The sequence below is a fragment of the Providencia stuartii genome, from assembly GCF_029277985.1.
Classification (GTDB): domain Bacteria; phylum Pseudomonadota; class Gammaproteobacteria; order Enterobacterales; family Enterobacteriaceae; genus Providencia; species Providencia zhejiangensis.
Window position 1 is genome coordinate 1644268 of record NZ_CP119546.1, and the last position, 20006, is coordinate 1664273.

The window sequence follows — 20006 nt, forward strand, 5'->3', positions numbered from 1 at the left end:
GACAAATACGGCGCTAAAAAATGGGCTAGATGGGAAGTTTGATAAGACTGGGGGTGTAGTAAAGGGAGGATCTAGTGTCTTAACGCTACAAAATGAAAAAGATGAAGACTCTCTCTATATAAGATTCTCAAGAAAAGACGGTACCTCTCGTGGGTTTGTTGGAGCTGCCGATGCGGGAAACTCTATATCATTAATGAATACTGCGACAAACATGTCCTTAGTTTTAACGTCAACGGGCCAACTTAATTATGGCGGGAAAGCTCTAATGCAAGTTGGTGATTATGGGGTTGGTACAGTAGGAAAGATATATTTAGACGCCAATGACATTCCCCTTGAGAGCGGTTTTTATGCAGGGGGAGGAGGAAATACAACGTCTGGTAATAATTTTCACAGCTACTCTCCGTTAATTCATGCATGTAGATCTGGCGGCCCAAATGGTTCTGGAATGACATTGCAAATTCAAGGCAACACAACAAATTTGCTCGCGTACAGGCAAAGAAACGATACCTCGTGGAGTCGTTGGTTTGAAATTTACTCAACCGCAAACACAACCAAAGACAGAAATGGTAATTTAAAAGTTTCTGGCTCTTCAGATGCATTGAGTGATTACCCAGTGGGAGCACCTATTCCTTGGCCTCAATCTACCGCCCCAACTGGTTATTTAATTTGTAATGGCCAAACATTCAATAAAACAACCTATCCGCTTTTAGCCAGTGCATACCCATCTGGTAAGTTACCAGATCTACGGGGAGAGTTTATCCGTGGTCTTGATGCGGGTCGTGGAATTGATGTGAATAGAACTGTTTTATCATCTCAGCGTTGTGCAACAGAACATCACAAACATATTTCAGGATGGGGAGAAGCCAGTAATGTGAATGCAACTTTTGGTAAGACTGTTAAAAGTGGATACGCAGGTTCAGGTGATAGTGATCATGACAATTATTTATTTTATACAAATGATGGTTCAGAGTTCCAAGGTAGTAATCCAAACCCCACAGGAATTATGGCAAATGAAACTCGTCCCCGCAACATTGCATTTTTATATATCGTGAGAGCAGCATAATGAACAAATATAATTTAGAGATTACTCAAGGCAAAATCGGACAAGATGGTTATGTATCAACAACGGGTTGGTTAAAAAGCTATTACATTAATGAAGCAACGCGTGAATACATCGGTGCGACTATGGAGCATGTGACCATTGGTGGCGGCTTACCAGCGGGTGCATATTTAGATGCCCCACAACTGCTGGAAAAACAAGATATCGCTATTATTCGTAGTGATGATGAACAATCGTGGCTTTATGTGGCAGATTATCGAGGAAAAACAGCCTACAACACAGAAACACGCCAGCCGATAGAAATTGATTTTATCGGTGATTTGCCCGATACATTCACTCTTTTAGAGCCAAAAAGCGAATTTGATAAATGGAACGGTAAAAAATGGGTTACTGACACGGAAGCGCAAAAAGCCGCATTAATCGAACAGGCTGAACAGGAAAAATCACAACGACTGAATGAAGCAAATAACACGCTGACTTATTTGCAAGACTCCGCCGATACAGGATTAGCAACCGATGAAGAAACCATGCAATTAACGGAGTGGAAAAAATACCGCGTTTTGTTAAATCGTGTTGACACATCAACAGCGCCAGATATTGAGTGGCCAGAAAAACCTTAACTCCTACCAAAACAAAGCCGCAGATATAAACTGCGGCTTCTCATCACATCAAGTATTTTTAATAGGTTCAGGATAACCATCATCTGTTTTAGCGTCGTTGATAGTGAGTGATTGTGACGAACCTATCGCGATATGTAAGCTTAATAGCGCGAATTACTCACCGATTCTTTGCATTATCTGTTCTTGTCGTGTATTACCCGTTTTATCGATTAGCTTGTGCTTGTGCTTTTTATCATAAAAGAGGGAGTATTTTGGGAAGGTCTAATAGCGTAGTGATTATACCCATCCAATTAAGATCAATATAGTTTGTTTTATGCAGTAGAATAATTGACGTTTTAATTCAGAAATATATTGAAAGTTTTATATAGATGAATAAACACAATAAAGTGTTGATGTGAATTTGAACAGGGTTAAAGAATTAAGGATTGAAAACAATCCTTAATTCTAGTGTGCGAGCGCTTTATTTTATTTAACGATAACTACACTAAATGATTCCCAATTTTTTGATTTTTCGTATTGGTAGTAGTAATACAAAACACCATTAATAACAAAGAATGAGGCGGTTCTAATTTGCATTCCAGTCGCGTTAAAGGTGAAATCATAGACATTTTCAAGGCTACCATTATCCTGAACTAAATAGAATTGAATCGTTTTCTCTTCTAAGTTATAACCGTAAATATATTGCTTGTTCAGCGTTAAGTCTTGGACATATTGAAGGTTGCTGAGATAACTGTTTAATTTACCTTTATGGACAGGTGCGCTTGTATCAATAATTCCTTTATCATTTACACTATAAATAAAATACGCTTTTTCTTGAGGCGTATGACCTAAGAAGAAGACTTTTTTAGCAGCAGAATATACAAGCGTTGTCGGATAAAATTGTTCAAATATACCGGCTTGGATACCTGATTGAATAAGTGCCATATCATATCCTTTATTTATTAGTTGAGTTAAATATTTCTTAAGCACATTTATAGTATGAAAATAAAAGAAAATTAAAAATAATGATTATTATTAGCTTGTTTTAGCATTTGAAATTAATAAGCAAATAATGAGTTGAATTAAATATTCACAACTCAGAAAGATTGTGATAATAATAAGAAAAAAATCACAAAGGTCTTAATTATGTTTGAAAGTTTTGGTGTTTTAAATTTTTGGACTTACATGGCAGGGCTGATCCTAATCATCATTGTTCCGGGGCCAAACTCTTTATATGTTTTAAAATCAAGCACTTCACATGGTACTCGTGCTGGGTATCGTGCAGCGTTAGGTGTGTTCACGGGCGATGCGATATTGATCTTCCTTTCATTCATTGGTGTTGCCTCTGTCATAAAAGCCTCCCCCACGCTGTTTATGATCGTGCGTTATTTGGGGGCTGCTTACCTATTATACTTAGGGAGTAAAATTCTTTTTGTTACTTTTAAACAGAAAAAATTACCCAATACTGGTGATGATTCGGTCGTGGTCAAATCAGAAAAAATCTTCACGAGAGCGCTGATCCTCAGTTTAACCAACCCAAAAGCCATTCTCTTTTATATTTCCTTTTTTATTCAGTTTATTGACTTTAGTTATGCACAAGCATGGGTACCTTACCTTGTGCTAGCGTCAATCCTTGAATTTGTTAGCTTTCTCTACCTAAGTTTATTAATTTTTAGTGGCTACCTCATTGCGCGTTTTTTACGTGAAAAACAAGTGTTAGCTAAATTAGGAAATTGTGCAGTAGGCAGCTTTTTTATGGGATTTGCAGCGAAACTGGCAATTTTCAGTAACTAATCATAATCTTTTTGAATAAAGTTTCATTGAATCAATGGATTGTAATTATTATCTTTGACGTTGCTGTTGCGCTAATAATAACGGCAACGTTCAGGTATTTTTTAACTCACCTAGGTATCTACATGATTCATCATCTGCATGCAAGCCAAGCTATTTGGGGTATAATCTATCAAAATAGACAGTGAAGAGGTTGGTGTGACGCAAGTAGAGATTGATGAGTACTGGATGAATCGCGCTTTAGAATTGGCGAAAAATGCCCAAGATGCAGGTGAAATACCTGTAGGTGCACTATTAGTTAAGGATAACCAATTAGTTGCATCTGGATGGAACCGTTCAATTGAAAGTCATGACCCTACAGCTCACGCTGAAATTATCGCCTTACAGCAAGGTGGGAAGGCACTTAATAATTATCGACTATTAGACACCACGCTGTATGTGACTTTAGAACCGTGCATTATGTGTGCAGGTGCATTAGTGCATAGTCGAATAGGGCGCTTAGTTTATGGTGCCAAAGATTTTAAAACAGGGGCTTGTGGTTCATTTATTAATCTATTAGAACGCCCAGGATTAAATCATTATATTGATGTAACGGGTGGGGTACTCGAAGAAACCTGCTCTACGATGTTAAGTGCTTTTTTTAAAATGCGCAGAGCACAAAAGAAAGAACAAAAAAGAATGCTAAGTCAAATTCAATGTGAGTGTGTTGAAAATCGAAACAGCAAAAATGCCTGAATAAACGAAAGCGATATCTAACAACACATTCCTTATCGACCAATCAGATAATCATTGATTAATTCGTTACAGTATCTTCTTTATCCTGCTCGCTTTTTTCTGGGTTGATGGAGAGGAGATATTGTCCTAAAGAGGGCTGGCCATTTGCAGGTGAAATGGCTGGCAGTTTGTATGCATTGTGGGGGGATTGTTTCTGTTTTAGGCTGACTTTCTCTTTCACATCACTTTGCGTGGTAGACGGCGGCACGTTATCGACGATGGTTTCCGGATCCCCTGACGTCTCAGTGCTTTCAGTTTTGTCATTGGGGCTGTGAGGGGAGACAAGCGGTGGAAATAAAATCAATGATTTTTCGGCAATAGCCAATGCACGTTGCTTCTTATCTTGATTTTGTAAATAGCCGACTAAGCTTTGATGGTAGCGACGAATGTTTTCAACATAGCGATAGGCTTCATGCCCTCGCGCATAACCATAGTTAAGCTGTGAATAATACTTTTTTTGAGTTAACAGAGGGAGTCTCGATTTTACATCTAACCAGCGGTCTGGGTCTCCACCTTGTAATTCAGTTAGTTTTCTGACATCTTGCATATGGCCATACCCCATATTATAGGCGGCCAGTGCAAACCAAATTCTATCATCATCGGCGATAGAAACTGGAAGGCGTTGCATTAAATATTCCAAATATGCAGCTCCGCCTTTAATACTCTCTTCAGGATCTAATCTATCTGCAACGCCCATTGTTTCGGCGGTTGGTTTGGTGAGCATCATGAGCCCACGAACCCCTGTTGGTGATGTCGCCAACGGATCCCAATGCGATTCTTGCCACGCAATAGCCGCTAATAGTTTCCAATCAAGCGCCGTAGCATATTTTTCAAACAGTGGTTGATAAGTAGGAAGTTTTTTATTGATAGCATTGATAAATGACATGGTATCAAAGTAGTCAAATGAACCGACATGGCTAAAATATTTTTCATCGAGCCTTGCGAGCAAATCGGATTCATTGCTGGCATTAAAAAAATCAAGTAGAGCAGCGTTCAAGCTATCATCATTAAGGCGTTTCATATACCAAGTGATGGCATGGTCATCGACTAAATCGAATCCGACCGCAATTTCAGGATGAATACGTTGTTGTAATGCAACAGAAATAGAGTCTTCTAGCGTATAGTCAATCAGCCCTTCCGCCACCATCTCTAATAGCTGGCTAGTTGTGTATTCGGTTGTTTCTTCCCAAACCAACTCAGGATGTTTTTCAGCCGCCATTTTGAGGGTACTAGCATGAGCAGAACCTGCCATCACGACGAGCTTACCGTTAATATCCTCAAAACTTTTAGGGCGTGTAGAGCCTTTTCGGTAAACCAGTTGCTGTGTGACATTGAGATAGCTAGGCCCTGTTTTCATTTTTTTCAGCCTATCTTTATTATAGAGCAATCCAGCAACACCAATATCTGCATTGCCATTCTCAATATCATCGAAAATTAGCTCAACGGTTGGTCGCAGGGTGATGTTCAATTTAACGCCGAGATAGTCGGCAAAGCTTTGAACAAGCTCATAATCAAAACCATGCAAGTTTGCTTCGTCATCTTGATAGATCAACGGAGAACTAATTGCACTCACTCGTAGCTCACCGCGAGAGATGATTTGGTTGAGCTGATTGTCTTGCGTATTGGGCCAACGGAGATTAAGTCCAATAATCATGGCCGCTAAAAGCGCAACAATCACAATGATTAAATAGTTAACCTTTATGTTATTCAAGAAAATATCTCATATGTATACCCTCTGAACTTTTCATTGCTTTATCAATTGAGCAAATTAAGTTGCCATCCGAATATTTCATTATAGTGGCGCTAAGAAACTTTGCTGCCTACTTGTGGCTCGGAAAACCATGAGGGGTTTTATGCCGGTGTTGTTGTAAAAAAATAATTATAAGTAATGGTTATATTTCCAGTGTTTGGACATTTTGCTCAACAATTATGATCCGTGCAACCAATATTGTGCTATTTCATTCCTAATAATTTTTAACGGTTTGCTTTATTTTTAGTCACGCAAACGGTTTCGTATTGATTCGCATTGCTCTATAATGTCTCCCAGTTCCCCTGCTTTTATGATCAGGGCTGGCGTTTAAATGAGAGAAATTATGACTATGGAAATTTTGCGTGGTTCACCTGCTCTATCAGCATTTCGTATTACTCGCCTTTTGGCGTTGTTTGCTGAAAAACAGCTTCCTGTTACGGATATTTATGCTGAATATATGCACTTCGCTGAACTATCAGCACCTTTGAGTGATAGCGAGCAAGGCAAATTGCGTAGTTTGCTAAAATATGGACCTTCTCTCGCGGAGCATGAGCCATTTGGCACACTGATATTAGTGACCCCACGCCCTGGTACCATTTCTCCTTGGTCATCCAAAGCGACTGACATTGCACATAATTGTGGTTTACCTCAAGTCGAAAGAATTGAACGTGGTCTCGCTTATTATGTGCAGGCGGATGCTTTATCACAGGCACAATGGCAAGCCATTGCGGCACTGCTTCATGACCGCATGATGGAAACGGTTTTTAGCGACTTTGAGCAGGCTCAAGCGCTTTTTGTTCATCATCAACCACAGCCAATGAAAGTTATCGATATCATTCGCTTAGGGCGTTCAGCACTTGAAAAAGCGAATATCGAAATGGGGTTAGCGCTGGCTGATGATGAAATCGACTATTTGTTTGATGCATTTACAGGATTAAAACGTAACCCAACAGATGTTGAGTTATATATGTTTGCACAAGCAAACTCAGAACACTGCCGCCATAAAATTTTTAATGCTGACTGGATCATTGATGGTGAAAAACAGCCGAAATCGCTGTTTAAAATGATTAAAAACACCTTCGAGACAACACCTGATTATGTTTTATCGGCTTATAAAGATAATGCCGCAGTGATGGAAGGTTCTTCTGTCGGGCGTTTCTTCCCTGAACCAGAAGGTCGCACTTATCGTTATCATCAAGAAGATGCTCATATTTTGATGAAAGTGGAAACGCATAACCACCCAACAGCAATTTCACCGTGGCCAGGTGCTGCAACAGGCTCTGGTGGTGAAATTCGTGATGAAGGTGCAACAGGCCGTGGGGCAAAACCAAAAGCAGGGTTAGTGGGTTTCTCCGTGTCTAACCTCCGTATCCCGGGATTTGAGCAGCCTTGGGAAGAAGATTTCGGTAAACCAGAACGCATTGTTACTGCACTCGATATTATGCTTGAAGGGCCTCTAGGGGGGGCCGCATTTAATAATGAATTTGGCCGCCCAGCGCTTTTAGGTTATTTCCGTACCTATGAAGAAAAGGTCAATAGCCACAACGGTGAAGAGCTACGAGGCTACCATAAACCGATTATGCTAGCGGGGGGGATTGGTAATATTCGCGCTGATCATGTCCAAAAAGGGGAGATCCCAGTTGGTGCAAAACTGATTGTTCTTGGTGGCCCATCAATGAACATTGGGCTTGGCGGTGGTGCTGCCTCTTCAATGGCCTCGGGTCAATCCGATGCGGATCTGGATTTTGCGTCAGTACAGCGTGATAACCCTGAAATGGAGCGTCGCTGCCAAGAAGTGATCGATAATTGCTGGCAGTTAGGTGATAACAACCCAATTCTCTTTATTCATGACGTTGGTGCGGGTGGTTTATCTAATGCAATGCCTGAACTCGTGAGTGATGGTGGCCGAGGTGGTTGTTTTGAATTACGCAAAATTCTTAATGATGAACCGGGCATGAGTCCATTAGAAGTCTGGTGTAATGAATCACAAGAACGTTATGTATTAGCGGTAGCCCCTGAACAAATGCCCCTATTTACCGCCATTTGTGAACGTGAGCGTGCTCCTTTTGCTGTGATTGGTGAAGCCACTGAGCAGCGTGAGCTCGTGTTGAAAGATGAGCATTTTAATAATCAGCCTATCGATATGCCTCTGGATGTGCTACTCGGTAAAACCCCTAAAATGCTGCGAAATGTCGACACATTAAAAGCACAACCCGATGCGCTAGATAGAACATCGATTAATTTAAATGAAGCGGTTAAGCGCGTTTTACACCTGCCTGCTGTGGCAGAAAAGACCTTTTTAATCACCATTGGTGACCGTAGCGTAACGGGAATGGTTGCGCGTGACCAAATGGTTGGGCCATGGCAGATCCCTGTCGCCGATTGTGCCGTGACGACTGCTAGCCTAGATAGTTATTATGGCGAAGCGATGTCTATTGGTGAGAGAACACCTATTGCATTACTGGATTTTGCCGCTTCTGCTCGCATGGCGGTTGGTGAAGCGTTAACGAATATCGCTTGTGCGTATGTGCAAGACCTTAAACGTGTGAAACTGTCTGCTAACTGGATGTCGGCAGCCGGTCACCCTGGTGAAGATGCAGGTTTATATCAAGCGGTTAAGGCGGTTGGTGAAGAATTATGTCCTGCTCTGGGATTAACGATTCCAGTAGGTAAAGACTCAATGTCAATGAAAACACGCTGGCACGAAAATGGGGCAGAGCGTGAGATGACTTCACCATTGTCATTGATTATTAGTGCATTTGGTCGCGTTGAAGATGTGCGTTTGACCGTGACCCCAGAATTAAAACAACAGCCTGATTCTGCATTGATGCTGATTGACCTTGGGCAAGGACATAATGCTCTAGGTGGTTCTGCACTTGCTCAAGTTTATCGCCAGTTGGGCAATAAAGCGCCCGATGTTCGTGATCCTAAACTACTGTCAGGCTTCTTTACGGCTATCCAAAGCTTATTATCAGAGCAAAAGCTATTAGCTTATCACGACCGTTCTGATGGTGGTTTGTTTGTCACATTAGCGGAAATGGCCTTTGCTGGTCACTGCGGTATTAACGTGGATATCAGTGAATTTGATGAGGATATTTTAGCCGCATTGTTTAATGAAGAGTTAGGTGCGGTGATCCAAATTAAACAACAAGATAGACCGTATGTTGAAGCTTGCTTTGCGGATGCTGGCTTGGGTGAGTGCCTACATTATTTAGGCACAGTAACGCAAGAGGATGCGTTAGTGATTAATAGCCGTGACACGGTAGTTTATCATGAATCACGTAGTACATTACGCGAATGGTGGGCGGAAACGACATGGCAGATGCAACGCTTACGTGATAACGAAGATTGCGCCGATGAGGAACATAAGGCTAAGTTAGACTCTCAAGACCCAGGTTTGAATACGCACCTGACCTTTGACATTGCTGATGACATTGCCGCGCCTTACATTATGTCTGGTGTTCGTCCTAAAGTTGCTGTTTTACGTGAGCAAGGGGTGAACTCTCATGTTGAAATGGCAGCGGCATTTGACCGTGCTGGTTTTGATGCTGTCGATGTGCATATGAGTGATTTGTTAGCGGGCAATCTATCATTAGCAGGTTTCCAAACACTGGTTGCATGCGGTGGTTTTTCATACGGTGATGTATTAGGTGCTGGAGAGGGCTGGGCGAAGTCGATTCTGTTTAACCCTCAAGTACGTGACGAATTTACCGCTTTCTTTGAGCGCCAAGATACCTTATCTCTCGGTGTGTGTAATGGATGCCAAATGATGTCTAACCTGTATGAGTTAATTCCAGGGGCAGAGTTCTGGCCACGGTTTGTTCGCAATCGTTCTGAGCGTTTTGAAGCTCGCTTTAGTTTAGTTGAAGTGGCGAAGAGCCCATCATTATTGCTGCAAGATATGGTTGGCTCACGTATGCCTATCGCGGTCTCTCATGGTGAAGGGTTCGTTGAAGCAAGACAGCCTACTCATATTCAGCAACTGGAAAACAAGGGATTAGTCGCGTTACGTTTTGTGAATAACTACGGGCAAGTGACTGAGCAATATCCGGCGAACCCAAATGGCTCTGTAAATGGGATCACGTCTGTAACCTCAATGGATGGCCGAGCGACGATTATGATGCCTCATCCGGAGCGTGTATTCCGTACTGTGAGTCATTCGTGGCATCCTGATAATTGGGGTGAAGATGGCCCATGGATGCGTATTTTCCGTAATGCACGTAAACAATTAGGTTAACTCGATTAAATATAAAGTGGATAGCCCCGTCTGACGGGGCTATGAGGTTGTTGACAAAGCGGGATAAAAGCGTGGTTTTTCCCGCTTTGTGTTATCAGTCGAAAATCAATAAATTGATTTTCCTCGTTTATTTTCAAAACCGATTCGACTTGCCGCCAAATATAATAGGTTTAGCGGCAGTCTGATAGCCCCGTCTGATGGGGCTATTTTTTTGTTTGCCGCGAATTAGATTGGAACAGTTTCAATGATGCTGATATGACTGTTTGTTGGGATGATTTGGGTGATCCTTAGACCCGCTTGCGAAAATAATTCCATAAATTCGTTTTTTGTCCGTTCGTTACTGTCATGAATCACACTCAAACATATAAGTTCTAACTCTTTTCCAAAATGAGGCGCATTATCTTCAGGGATAACAGCATCCATGATCAGTAATTTTGAGGTGGGCTTCATTGCGTTGCGAATAGTTTTAAATATCTCAACAAGTTTATCATCGGGCCAATCATGAGTGATGTATTTCAACAAATAGATATCGGCCTCTGGACACTGCTCAAAAAAAGAACCCGATTGCAATTTCCAGCGAGTATTATCGTTTAATTTGGACAAAATATTTTTTTCAAGCACATGCTTTTTATCAAATAAAATCCCTTTCAATGAGGGATTACGGGCTAATACTTCAAGAAGTAGGTTGCCTAAGCCGCCGGCAATATCGGCAACAATAATATTTTGGGGAAAGGTATAGTTTTGTAGGATAAATTCATTTTCAATCTTTGATAAAGAAGCCTGCCCTTCATCAAAACCATCCGGTTGTGAAGCCTTTTTTTCCCAGTACTCAAAGAATGTAGCGCCGAATAGCTCTTCAAATGGCTTTCTTCCATAAGCGAATTGTGCAAACCTTGCACTGGTTAACCAAAAGGTTTTATCTGTCAGCCAGAGGATTGCGGGACGTAATGAGTAGGGGTGATCCGAGCATAAAAATGCGGCTTCTGGAGTGAGCGCGTAATGGGTTCCCCCTTGGCAGGTAAAAATGTTACGTGTCGCAAGTACTCGCAGGATTTTTTTAATTATTTTTGCATCCACATTCATGCTATCGGCTAACTGATGAATGGTTTTTGCTCCCTGTGTTAAATGGTCTGCGATATTTAACTGCACAGCAGCACGTAGCGCAGCTTGGAAGACAAAACCGATAGTTTGTTCCAGCACATGCAGCGCGGGCTGCATATCAATGGTTTCTATCCTATTGTTTGATTGTACGTTCATAAATTTCCTCATTGAGTTTTCGAAGGCTAAAAAAGATCACCTTAACTTAAGTATTGTTGATGTTTTTAGATTGGTGAAATTTCCCGTTAAAAATAACAAGTTAATAAATATCAATATAGTTAGTCATTTTGTTGTTGTTTTTTCTTTTTGATACTTACAGTTAATACTTTTATTAAGTAATTTTATTAATGATTTTGTGGTTTTAGGGGTAGGCAATCAGGCGTATTTACGGATGTGTATAAATTTAGCGACAAACCCACTATTAGACTGTCGCTAATTGGCGACATTTAAATTGTTGAAATTAAAGGGTAATTTATATTCGGGTGATAGGTGTCTTTAATAAGAGACAATTTGTGATAATGGGTGATAGGTTTAGGGCCAGAAAAAGAAATTAATTGCGAGGTTTTAAATAAAAACCCTTAAATTTCAATTAAATAAAAAATATATTGAAAAGTTGGCATGATGTATGCATAATAATATTCAGTTGCTCATTCAACATTATTATGTCGGTCCACAATAAGGTGGGAACATACCACATAAAGCAAGAATGATGCCAAAGTAAGGTGCCTACCGTCCAACAGCACAGATATTCGTCTTTAGACCTTATCAAACACCGGACGACACGTGGAGTGAGGCACCACCTATATGATTATAGAGAGATAATCATATATCACATCAGTAAATCGCTGGCGGAATAGAGTTGAACACTTTATTCCGCCTTCCTGTTTTTATCCCCAAATTCATTCTTTTCATATTCATTCTTGTTTTCAAATAGATTGGCACATTGCTTGCTGTGACTAGCTGGATCATCCTTTTTTGAAGTGGAAAACTGAACTGTCGTAATCAGGTTCACCTAATGTACTCAGTTCTGCTACCATGGAACCACGTTTAATAGGTGTGAGATGAATGCATTGAGTAAATGGCGTCTATTTCCGCGCTCCTTGCGCCAATTGGTTGTCATGGCATTTTGGTTAGTGCTATTACCGCTATTGGTATTGGCTTATCAGGCTTATCAAAGTTTGGAGCAATTAAGTAACCAAGCGGCTCAAATTAATAAAACAACACTTTTGGATACTCGCCGTAGTGAGGCTATGGGGGGATTAGCTTTAGAAATGGAAAGAAGCTACCGTCAGTATTGTGTATTAAAAGATGCCTCTTTACATTCGCTTTATTTAAAACAATTCTCTGATTATCAACAAATGTTCGAACGGCAGAAAACAATACTGCCTAAAGAAACAGATACTTCAGCGCTTTCTCAAGCATTGAGTGAGCTAAAAACAGTGGTTTGTGAAAATAGTGAGCCACCAAAAGAAGTCACGACCGCATTAAGCCAATTTTCTGAACAAAATAATGTATTGATACAAGAAACGCGTGATGTCATTTTTAGTCGAGGCGAGCAGCTACAAAAAGCGATTGCAAATAAAGGGCAACTCTTTGGTTGGCAAAGTCTGATCCTATTTCTATTAAGCGTTTTATTGGTTGCGCTATTTACACGGATGATTATTGGGCCTGTGAAAGGGATTGAGCGAATGATCAATCGGTTAGGCACGGGAAGGACCTTAACAAATAATCTTAAGCAATTCAAAGGACCCCGTGAGCTACGGTCTTTAGCGCAGCGTATTATCTGGTTAAGTGAACGCTTGGCTTGGCTAGAGTCACAGCGACATGAATTTTTACGGCATATTTCTCATGAACTTAAAACACCATTAGCCAGTATGCGTGAAGGCACAGAATTACTTGCGGATGAAGTGGCAGGGCCACTCACCGCTTCACAAAAAGAAGTCGTCGAAATTTTAGATCATAGTAGTAAGCATCTTCAGCAACTTATTGAACAGCTTCTCGATTATAATCGCAAGTTGGCTGATAGTCCGCCAGAAGCACAGCATGTCGACTTACAAAAATTGATTGAAGACATTGTTATGGCTCATAATTTACCAGCGAGAGCGAAAAATATTCAAACAGATATCCGTTTACGAATTGATCATTGCCTTGCTGAACCAACGTTACTTGGACGTGTTATTGATAATATCTACTCCAATGCGGTGCACTATGGCAGTGAATCAGGTAATATTTGGATCACAAGCCGCAGAATAAATAATAAGCTTGTCATTGAAGTTGCTAATACTGGCACGCCTATTCCTGAATCAGAGCAAAGTATGATTTTTGAACCTTTCTATCAAGGGTCACTGGTGAGAAAAGGGGCCGTCAAAGGAAGTGGTCTAGGATTAAGTATTGCGCAAGATTGTATTAAGCAAATGGGGGGTGAATTGTCACTTGTTCCCCATAAATTAGCAGATGTCTGCTTTAGAATTGAACTGCCTTTAACTGCAGAGAATGAATAATAATGGCAAATAGGTCTACAGATGTTTTGACAGCACTGCATTTGACAATGCTGTCAAAGCGATACATCGAATTAACGAAAAAAACAACGACATTTATCCAAAAGCGAAAAACGGTACAGTTAGGCGCATTATTATTGTCATTAATTTTGACAGGGTGTGCGACTAAAAGTGGACAATCGCCATTAGATACATTGGCGCAAGTTGTGGTACCCGAGGTCAAAGTCACAGACTACCGTTATGCTGATTGTCATGGAATTTGGGATAATCAGCAGCAGAGTGCGCGTGAAAATGCCCTTTTTTGGCTGAGGATGATGGATTGTGCCGATCGTCTTGATCCGAAAACAGCCCGCGCACAAGCCTTACAACTGTCTATTGATAATTGGTCGAATGCATTTCAACAAAGTATTCTTATGGGAGCAGCAGAACCCTCGATTGCTGAGCGACGTAAAATGGTCGATAGCATGAATACCTTTAGCCTTAACTTCCCGACGGCAATTCGTCCGTTACTTCAGCTCTGGCGTGAGCAGCAAGTACAAATTATCAATCTCGCGGAAGCCAATTCTCGTTTTAAGCGCTTACAGCAAGAAACAGATAATAAGCTTGATCGTATGAAAGAGGAGAATGCTCGACTACTCTTTGAGTTGGACACGACATCACGCAAATTAGAGAATTTGACAGATATTGAAAGACAGCTCTCTTCCCGCAAGCAAAATACCAATGAAACAGAAAAAGAGGTAGAAGCAGTTGATAAAAATCAGGCCAAAGAAGCGGTTAAAGTAGAGAAGCCTGTTACTGAGAGCGAAAATTCAACCACAAATAATCAATTGGAGAGTGAGCGTAATGACCAGCCGTAAATCAGCAAATCTATTGTTGGTGGATGATGATCCTAGCCTGCTGAAATTACTCGGTATGCGCTTAAGCAGCGAAGGGTTTAAAGTCATAACAGCTGAAAGCGGAATGGAAGCGTTAAAGCTACTACAAAAAGAAAAAGTTGATTTAGTCATTAGCGACTTGCGAATGGATGAAATGGACGGCATGGCGCTGTTTGATGAAGTTCAAAAACACCATCCTAACTTACCTGTGATCATCTTAACTGCCCATGGCTCTATACCTGATGCCGTTGCAGCAACCCAACGGGGGGTATTTAGTTTTCTCACTAAGCCTGTTGATAAAGATGCATTGTATAAAGCGATTGATGACGCACTGGCATTGTCTTCAACACCGATCAGTGATGAAGAGTGGAGCGAGGGGATTGTGACACGTAGCCCGTTGATGATTCGGCTGCTAGAACAAGCCCATATGGTGGCACAATCGGATGTCAGCGTATTAATTAATGGGCAAAGTGGTACAGGTAAAGAAGTCCTCGCGCAAGCCATTCACAAGGCCAGTCCTCGGGCGAATAAGCCATTCATTGCTATCAACTGTGGCGCTTTACCTGAACAGTTATTAGAGTCAGAACTCTTTGGTCATGCAAAAGGGGCATTTACAGGTGCTGTGAGTAGCCGTGAAGGGCTATTTTTTGCAGCGAGTGGAGGCACCTTATTTCTTGATGAAATAGGTGATATGCCAATGCCTTTACAGGTGAAATTACTGCGTGTGTTACAAGAGCGTAAAGTACGGCCATTAGGGAGTAACCGTGACTTAGACATCGATGTGCGGATTATTTCTGCTACCCATCGTAATTTGCCTAAAGCCATGGAAAAAAATGAATTTCGGGAAGACCTCTATTATCGTTTGAATGTCGTGAACTTACGGATACCTGCACTGAACGAAAGAGCAGAAGATATCCCTATTTTGGCGAATCATTTATTACGTGAATCGGCATCAAGGCATAAACCGTTTGTACGTAGTTTTTCCACCGAGGCAATGAAATGCTTAATGTCAGCCAGCTGGCCGGGTAACGTGCGTCAATTAGTTAACGTAATCGAACAATGTGTTGCGTTGACGACAACACCTGTTATTAGTGAAGCATTAGTGAGCCAAGCTTTACAAGGTGAAAATACGGCATTGCCAACCTTTGTTGAAGCGCGTAACCAATTCGAATTGAACTATTTACGCAAGTTACTGCAAATGACGAAAGGTAATGTCACTCAAGCGGCTCGTATGGCGGGAAGAAACCGTACAGAGTTTTATAAGTTATTGGCTCGTCACGATTTAGAAGCGAATGACTTCAAAGAATAATGAATAACATAGTCTACATTTATCCTGTTAAGTGACTCAAGACATAGTCGCCGTAAACGAGTCACGGCTAAGAGTGAATGAAGGTATCAATATAAATGCTCGGGAGAATAAATACCTTATGAGCCGTAAGCTTAATATTTCATTAGCTCAATTAAATTGGTTAGTGGGTGATATTGAAGGTAACTGCGATCGTATGTTGCAGGTTTTTGAGAAACAAAAAGATATTGCTGACATTGTGATGTTCTCTGAGCTATCACTCACGGGATATCCCCCAGAGGATCTGCTATTTCGCTCCGATTTTAACCAGCGCTGTTTAGTGCAATTAGAACGTTTACAAAATGCGAGTACTGAAACCGCCATTATTGTTGGTCATCCATGGCATGAAGCGGGTCAAATGTATAATGCACTCTCTTTTTTCTATCAAGGAAAGTTATTAACGCGTTATTTTAAGCAAGAATTACCAAATTATGGTGTCTTTGATGAACCGCGTTATTTTTCCGCGGGCAATAAATCCGCTGTTATCGATTTTAAAGGCTATCGCATAGGCTTACTCATTTGTGAAGATATTTGGTTCGATGCCCCTGTTGATGCCATTAAACAAGCTGGCGCCGAGTTATTATTAACGATTAACGCATCTCCGTATGATCGTCATAAAGAACATATTCGTAGTGATTTGCTGGTCGCTCATTGCCAACGCACACAGCTGCCAATTGTCTATTTGAACCAAGTTGGCGGTCAGGATGAACTGATTTTTGACGGCGCGTCTAAGGTTTTGGCCAGTAATGGTGATATGACTCATCAACTCATGGAATTCGAAGAACAAGTGGTGAACTGCCAGTTCAACGAACTCAGCATCGTGCCTATGGAAAAGTTACCTCCTGTATTGTCGCCTGTTGCTCAGGTTTATCAAGCACTCGTTATGGCAACTCGTGACTATATTAATAAAAATGGTTTTAATGGCGCGATACTTGGCTTATCGGGCGGGATCGATTCAGGTCTTACCGTTGCGATTGCAGTGGATGCAATTGGTCAGGAGCGTGTTCAAGCCGTCATGATGCCATTTCGTTACACGTCAGAAATGAGCATTCATGATGCGAAAGAGCAAGCTGAACTGCTGGGAGTTGAATTTGATATTGTGTCAATTGAGCCTATGTTTGATGCTTTTATGGCACAGCTTCAACCAATGTTTGAAGGAACGCAAGTCGATACCACAGAAGAAAACTTACAAGCGCGTTGTCGTGCAGTTATTTTGATGGCAATGTCAAATAAACGTCGCCGTTTAGTGCTGACAACCAGTAATAAGAGTGAATCTGCTGTTGGTTATTCGACTTTATATGGCGATATGGCGGGTGGTTTTGATGTGCTAAAAGATGTGCCAAAAACATTAGTTTTCGAGCTAGCACAATACCGTAATACCGTGTCTCCAGCGATCCCACAACGCGTGATCGATAGACCACCTTCAGCGGAATTAGCGCCGGGGCAACTCGACCAAGATAGCTTACCACCTTATGATATTTTAGATGCATTGCTGGAAGGCTATGTAGAAAAAGATTATTCTGTCGCACAACTGATTGAACAAGGTTTTGATGAGGCGATTGTGCGTCGCGTTGTGCGCCTTGTCGATATTAATGAATATAAACGCCGCCAAGCACCTGTTGGGCCTCGCATTACGGTGCGTAACTTCGGGAAAGATCGTCGTTATCCAATCACGTCGGGTTTTGGCCGTAAAAATTGGTCATAACAGGAACTATTTATGAAAAAAATTGATGCAATTATAAAACCTTTCAAACTGGATGATGTCCGAGAAGCCTTAGCTGAAGTTGGGATTACTGGTATGACGGTAACCGAAGTGAAAGGTTTTGGTCGTCAAAAAGGCCATACTGAATTATACCGTGGCGCAGAATATATGGTGGATTTCTTGCCAAAAGTTAAAATTGAGATCGTTGTGCCTGATGACATCGTTGAAAACTGTGTCGAAACGATCATGCAAACGGCTCAAACAGGCAAGATTGGTGACGGCAAAATTTTTGTCTATGATGTTTCTCGTGTTATCCGAATTAGAACAGGGGAGCAAGACGAGGAAGCGATTTAACCCGCAACCCTCATCTTATTTTGTGTCATCACCTTGTGCTCTTCTTTTGCGGGCCCTAGTGACATACTTGTGTATGTTCTTAGGGATCCGCACCATCAATATCCCGCGGAAGCATTATATTTTTCAGGCGTTGTAACGCTCTCGAAGCCCTATTATCGTTGTATCAATCCCTCATTGTGTAACTCGTGATTTCTGCCATTGAGCTGGTTTTGTGTGTGCTCGCACAGCTCTTTTTTATGGCTATTTAGCGATACATCACCCCTGTTTTATCGAAGCCAACGCTCAGGAAAATAATGGTAGAGGGGATTGAGTGTGGGGAAGGGAAGGTTAATCTGTCAAGCAGTAAAAGATATCGCTGGTTTGATAAAAGGCGGTAATGGCATAAACACAGGAATGGGATTAGAACAGTGTTTAATATGCGAAACCATTACCGCTAAATTTTAAATTAGTTTAAGGATAGGACTTTGTGAGGGCCAAAACACTCATAATGAATATTATCTTCAGATATCCCCATTTCAATCAATTGCTTACCAATGTATTGCATAAAACCAACGGGGCCACAAAAATAGAAGTGCATATTCGGCTCTACAAGCCACTCTTTTACTTGTGAAAGATCCATCAATCCACTGAATTGATAGTCGAAACCTTGCTTATCTTCTGAACGAGGCTGATTAAACCATACCGCAGAGTGACTGTTTTGATGATGAGTTAAATGCTTGTTAACTTCATGCTGGAACGCATGAACCGCACCATTTTCCGCTGCGTGTAGCCAATTGATTTGTGCCTCATGGCCTTCTTTTGTTAACTGATTGAGCATACTCAACATTGGTGTTAAGCCGACCCCCGCAGAAATTAGCGTGACTGGGGTTTTATTATCAATATCAATGAAGAAATCGCCACATGGTGGCGCTAAGTAAACAATATCACCTTCATTGAGATTTTGATGGATATGGTTAGAAACAATACCTTTATCTTCTCGTTTTACAGCAATACGATAGCTGCGACCATTTGGTGCGGTCGTGAGTGAATATTGGCGGATCTCTTGATTGGCCAAACTATCATCATTGATATAGAGGGTAATATATTGTCCCGGACGATAATCAGCGACAGGTTGACCATCGACAGGTAAAAATTCAAAACTCGTGATGACATCACTTTGTGCTTGTTTAGCGGCAACTCGGAATTCACGTAAGCCTTCCCAACCACCGACTTTATCGGCATTTTGACGATAAATCTCCGCTTCACGGTGGATAAAAATATCAGCGAGAACACCATAGGCTTTACCCCACGCATCAAGGACTTCTTGGCCTGGGCTGAGTAATTCATCAATGGCGGCCAGTAAGTTTTCGCCAACAATTGGGTAATGTTCAGGTTTGATGTTTAAACTTGCATGTTTTTGCGCGATTTTTTCTACCGCAGAAATTAACGCTTCTGGGGTTTCAATGTGTGTTGCATAAGCACAAACAGCATTAAATAACGCCTCGCGCTGTGAACCGTTACTTTGATGCGTCATGTTAAAAATATCTTTTAGCTCAGGATGTTGCTTGAACATTCTTTCATAGAAGTGAGCCGTTAATTTTGGTCCTGTCGCAGCAATGGCTGGAATGGTTGATTTAACAATGGCGATAGTTTGGCTGTCTAGCATACAGGTTCTCCTGAAATAATTTCATTAGAAGATGAATTTTTATAACATGCATTTTTAATACAACTTATAACTTTTAATACACAATGTAAATAGGTCTATTACAAAAAGAGTTGAAAAATAGAGGCTTTATAAAATCAGATAGAAAAAAACAGTATTTAATGTTTTTACAGTGTGAATATGACTGATTTTATCTCGATACAACCGAACTCTTTTTAGGGCAATTAAAATATATGCAAACGTTTGCGTATATTTTTTCTTTAGGGCTATCACCCTGAAGA

At 41.1% G+C, this 20006-nt stretch carries 14 protein-coding genes; 10 read left to right on the plus strand and 4 right to left on the minus strand.

The features are described from left to right. Positions 1 to 445: 445 nt before the first annotated feature. Together P2E05_RS07150 and P2E05_RS07155 are read left to right on the plus strand one after the other, a co-directional pair. Positions 446 to 1063, plus strand: a complete 618-nt coding sequence (locus tag P2E05_RS07150; RefSeq protein WP_276123101.1) for a phage tail protein — start codon at positions 446 to 448, stop codon at positions 1061 to 1063. After that, on the plus strand, positions 1063 to 1680 hold the full coding sequence (locus tag P2E05_RS07155; RefSeq protein ID WP_276123074.1) for a tail fiber assembly protein: 618 nt from the start codon (positions 1063 to 1065) through the stop codon (positions 1678 to 1680). The genes P2E05_RS07150 and P2E05_RS07155 overlap by 1 nt, the downstream gene beginning before the upstream one ends. Before the next feature lie 465 nt (positions 1681 to 2145). Here P2E05_RS07155 and P2E05_RS07160 read toward each other — a convergent pair whose 3' ends face one another. Beyond that, the gene (locus P2E05_RS07160) at positions 2146 to 2604 is read right to left on the minus strand and encodes an XRE family transcriptional regulator (protein ID WP_154635754.1); all 459 of its coding nucleotides are present in this window, start codon (positions 2602 to 2604) and stop codon (positions 2146 to 2148) included. 201 nt (positions 2605 to 2805) lie between these two features. Between P2E05_RS07160 and leuE the strand changes: the two genes are divergently transcribed. After that, on the plus strand, positions 2806 to 3453 hold the full coding sequence (gene leuE / locus P2E05_RS07165; RefSeq protein WP_154635755.1) for a leucine efflux protein LeuE: 648 nt from the start codon (positions 2806 to 2808) through the stop codon (positions 3451 to 3453). A 195-nt stretch (positions 3454 to 3648) separates the two neighbouring features. Next, positions 3649 to 4185 (plus strand): tRNA adenosine(34) deaminase TadA, encoded by a 537-nt coding sequence (gene tadA, locus P2E05_RS07170; RefSeq protein ID WP_163861019.1) that lies wholly within the window; start codon positions 3649 to 3651, stop codon positions 4183 to 4185. Between the two features lie 58 nt (positions 4186 to 4243). Here tadA and mltF read toward each other — a convergent pair whose 3' ends face one another. After that, positions 4244 to 5878 (minus strand): membrane-bound lytic murein transglycosylase MltF, encoded by a 1635-nt coding sequence (mltF, locus tag P2E05_RS07175; RefSeq protein WP_230085909.1) that lies wholly within the window; start codon positions 5876 to 5878, stop codon positions 4244 to 4246. Between the two features lie 445 nt (positions 5879 to 6323). Between mltF and purL the strand changes: the two genes are divergently transcribed. Continuing rightward, entirely contained in the window at positions 6324 to 10211 is a 3888-nt protein-coding gene (purL, locus tag P2E05_RS07180; protein ID WP_163863542.1) for a phosphoribosylformylglycinamidine synthase, read from the plus strand. Between the two features lie 225 nt (positions 10212 to 10436). Here the strand turns inward: purL and P2E05_RS07185 are convergent, their stop codons facing one another. Then, complete coding sequence (locus P2E05_RS07185; protein ID WP_154624684.1) at positions 10437 to 11468, minus strand: methyltransferase; 1032 nt, start codon at positions 11466 to 11468, stop codon at positions 10437 to 10439. A gap of 902 nt (positions 11469 to 12370) precedes the next feature. On the opposite strand from P2E05_RS07185, the gene P2E05_RS07190 reads away from it, so the two are divergent. The 5 genes from P2E05_RS07190 (at position 12371) to glnB (ending at position 18083) form a co-directional block, all read left to right on the plus strand. Next, positions 12371 to 13810, plus strand: coding sequence for a sensor histidine kinase (locus tag P2E05_RS07190; protein ID WP_276123075.1), 1440 nt, complete (start codon positions 12371 to 12373; stop codon positions 13808 to 13810). Positions 13811 to 13812: 2 nt separating this feature from the next. After that, complete coding sequence (gene qseG, locus P2E05_RS07195) at positions 13813 to 14664, plus strand: two-component system QseEF-associated lipoprotein QseG (protein ID WP_154625171.1); 852 nt, start codon at positions 13813 to 13815, stop codon at positions 14662 to 14664. Next, positions 14651 to 15991, plus strand: coding sequence for a two-component system response regulator GlrR (gene glrR / locus P2E05_RS07200; RefSeq protein WP_163861020.1), 1341 nt, complete (start codon positions 14651 to 14653; stop codon positions 15989 to 15991). The genes qseG and glrR overlap by 14 nt, the downstream gene beginning before the upstream one ends. A 118-nt stretch (positions 15992 to 16109) precedes the next feature. Further along, complete coding sequence (locus P2E05_RS07205) at positions 16110 to 17732, plus strand: NAD+ synthase (protein ID WP_154625169.1); 1623 nt, start codon at positions 16110 to 16112, stop codon at positions 17730 to 17732. A gap of 12 nt (positions 17733 to 17744) precedes the next feature. Continuing rightward, a complete protein-coding gene (glnB, locus tag P2E05_RS07210) occupies positions 17745 to 18083 on the plus strand; it encodes a nitrogen regulatory protein P-II (protein WP_272657546.1) in 339 nt (112 codons plus the stop codon). Positions 18084 to 18528: 445 nt separating this feature from the next. On the opposite strand, the gene hmpA is transcribed toward glnB, so the two are convergent. Then, a complete protein-coding gene (gene hmpA, locus P2E05_RS07215; protein ID WP_154625168.1) occupies positions 18529 to 19728 on the minus strand; it encodes an NO-inducible flavohemoprotein in 1200 nt (399 codons plus the stop codon). Positions 19729 to 20006 lie beyond the last annotated feature (278 nt).

What these genes read in the sequence shown, in the direction of transcription:
- P2E05_RS07150 (WP_276123101.1), top strand. Translation starts at nt 446, where the DNA reads ATGACATTGCAAATTCAAGGCAACACAACAAATTTGCTCGCGTACAGG.
- P2E05_RS07155 (WP_276123074.1), top strand. Translation starts at nt 1,063, where the DNA reads ATGAACAAATATAATTTAGAGATTACTCAAGGCAAAATCGGACAAGAT.
- P2E05_RS07160 (WP_154635754.1), bottom strand. Translation starts at nt 2,604, where the DNA reads ATGGCACTTATTCAATCAGGTATCCAAGCCGGTATATTTGAACAATTT.
- leuE (WP_154635755.1), top strand. Translation starts at nt 2,806, where the DNA reads ATGTTTGAAAGTTTTGGTGTTTTAAATTTTTGGACTTACATGGCAGGG.
- mltF (WP_230085909.1), bottom strand. Translation starts at nt 5,878, where the DNA reads ATGATTATTGGACTTAATCTCCGTTGGCCCAATACGCAAGACAATCAG.
- purL (WP_163863542.1), top strand. Translation starts at nt 6,324, where the DNA reads ATGGAAATTTTGCGTGGTTCACCTGCTCTATCAGCATTTCGTATTACT.
- P2E05_RS07185 (WP_154624684.1), bottom strand. Translation starts at nt 11,468, where the DNA reads ATGAACGTACAATCAAACAATAGGATAGAAACCATTGATATGCAGCCC.
- P2E05_RS07190 (WP_276123075.1), top strand. Translation starts at nt 12,371, where the DNA reads ATGAATGCATTGAGTAAATGGCGTCTATTTCCGCGCTCCTTGCGCCAA.
- qseG (WP_154625171.1), top strand. Translation starts at nt 13,813, where the DNA reads ATGGCAAATAGGTCTACAGATGTTTTGACAGCACTGCATTTGACAATG.
- glrR (WP_163861020.1), top strand. Translation starts at nt 14,651, where the DNA reads ATGACCAGCCGTAAATCAGCAAATCTATTGTTGGTGGATGATGATCCT.
- P2E05_RS07205 (WP_154625169.1), top strand. Translation starts at nt 16,110, where the DNA reads ATGAGCCGTAAGCTTAATATTTCATTAGCTCAATTAAATTGGTTAGTG.
- glnB (WP_272657546.1), top strand. Translation starts at nt 17,745, where the DNA reads ATGAAAAAAATTGATGCAATTATAAAACCTTTCAAACTGGATGATGTC.
- hmpA (WP_154625168.1), bottom strand. Translation starts at nt 19,728, where the DNA reads ATGCTAGACAGCCAAACTATCGCCATTGTTAAATCAACCATTCCAGCC.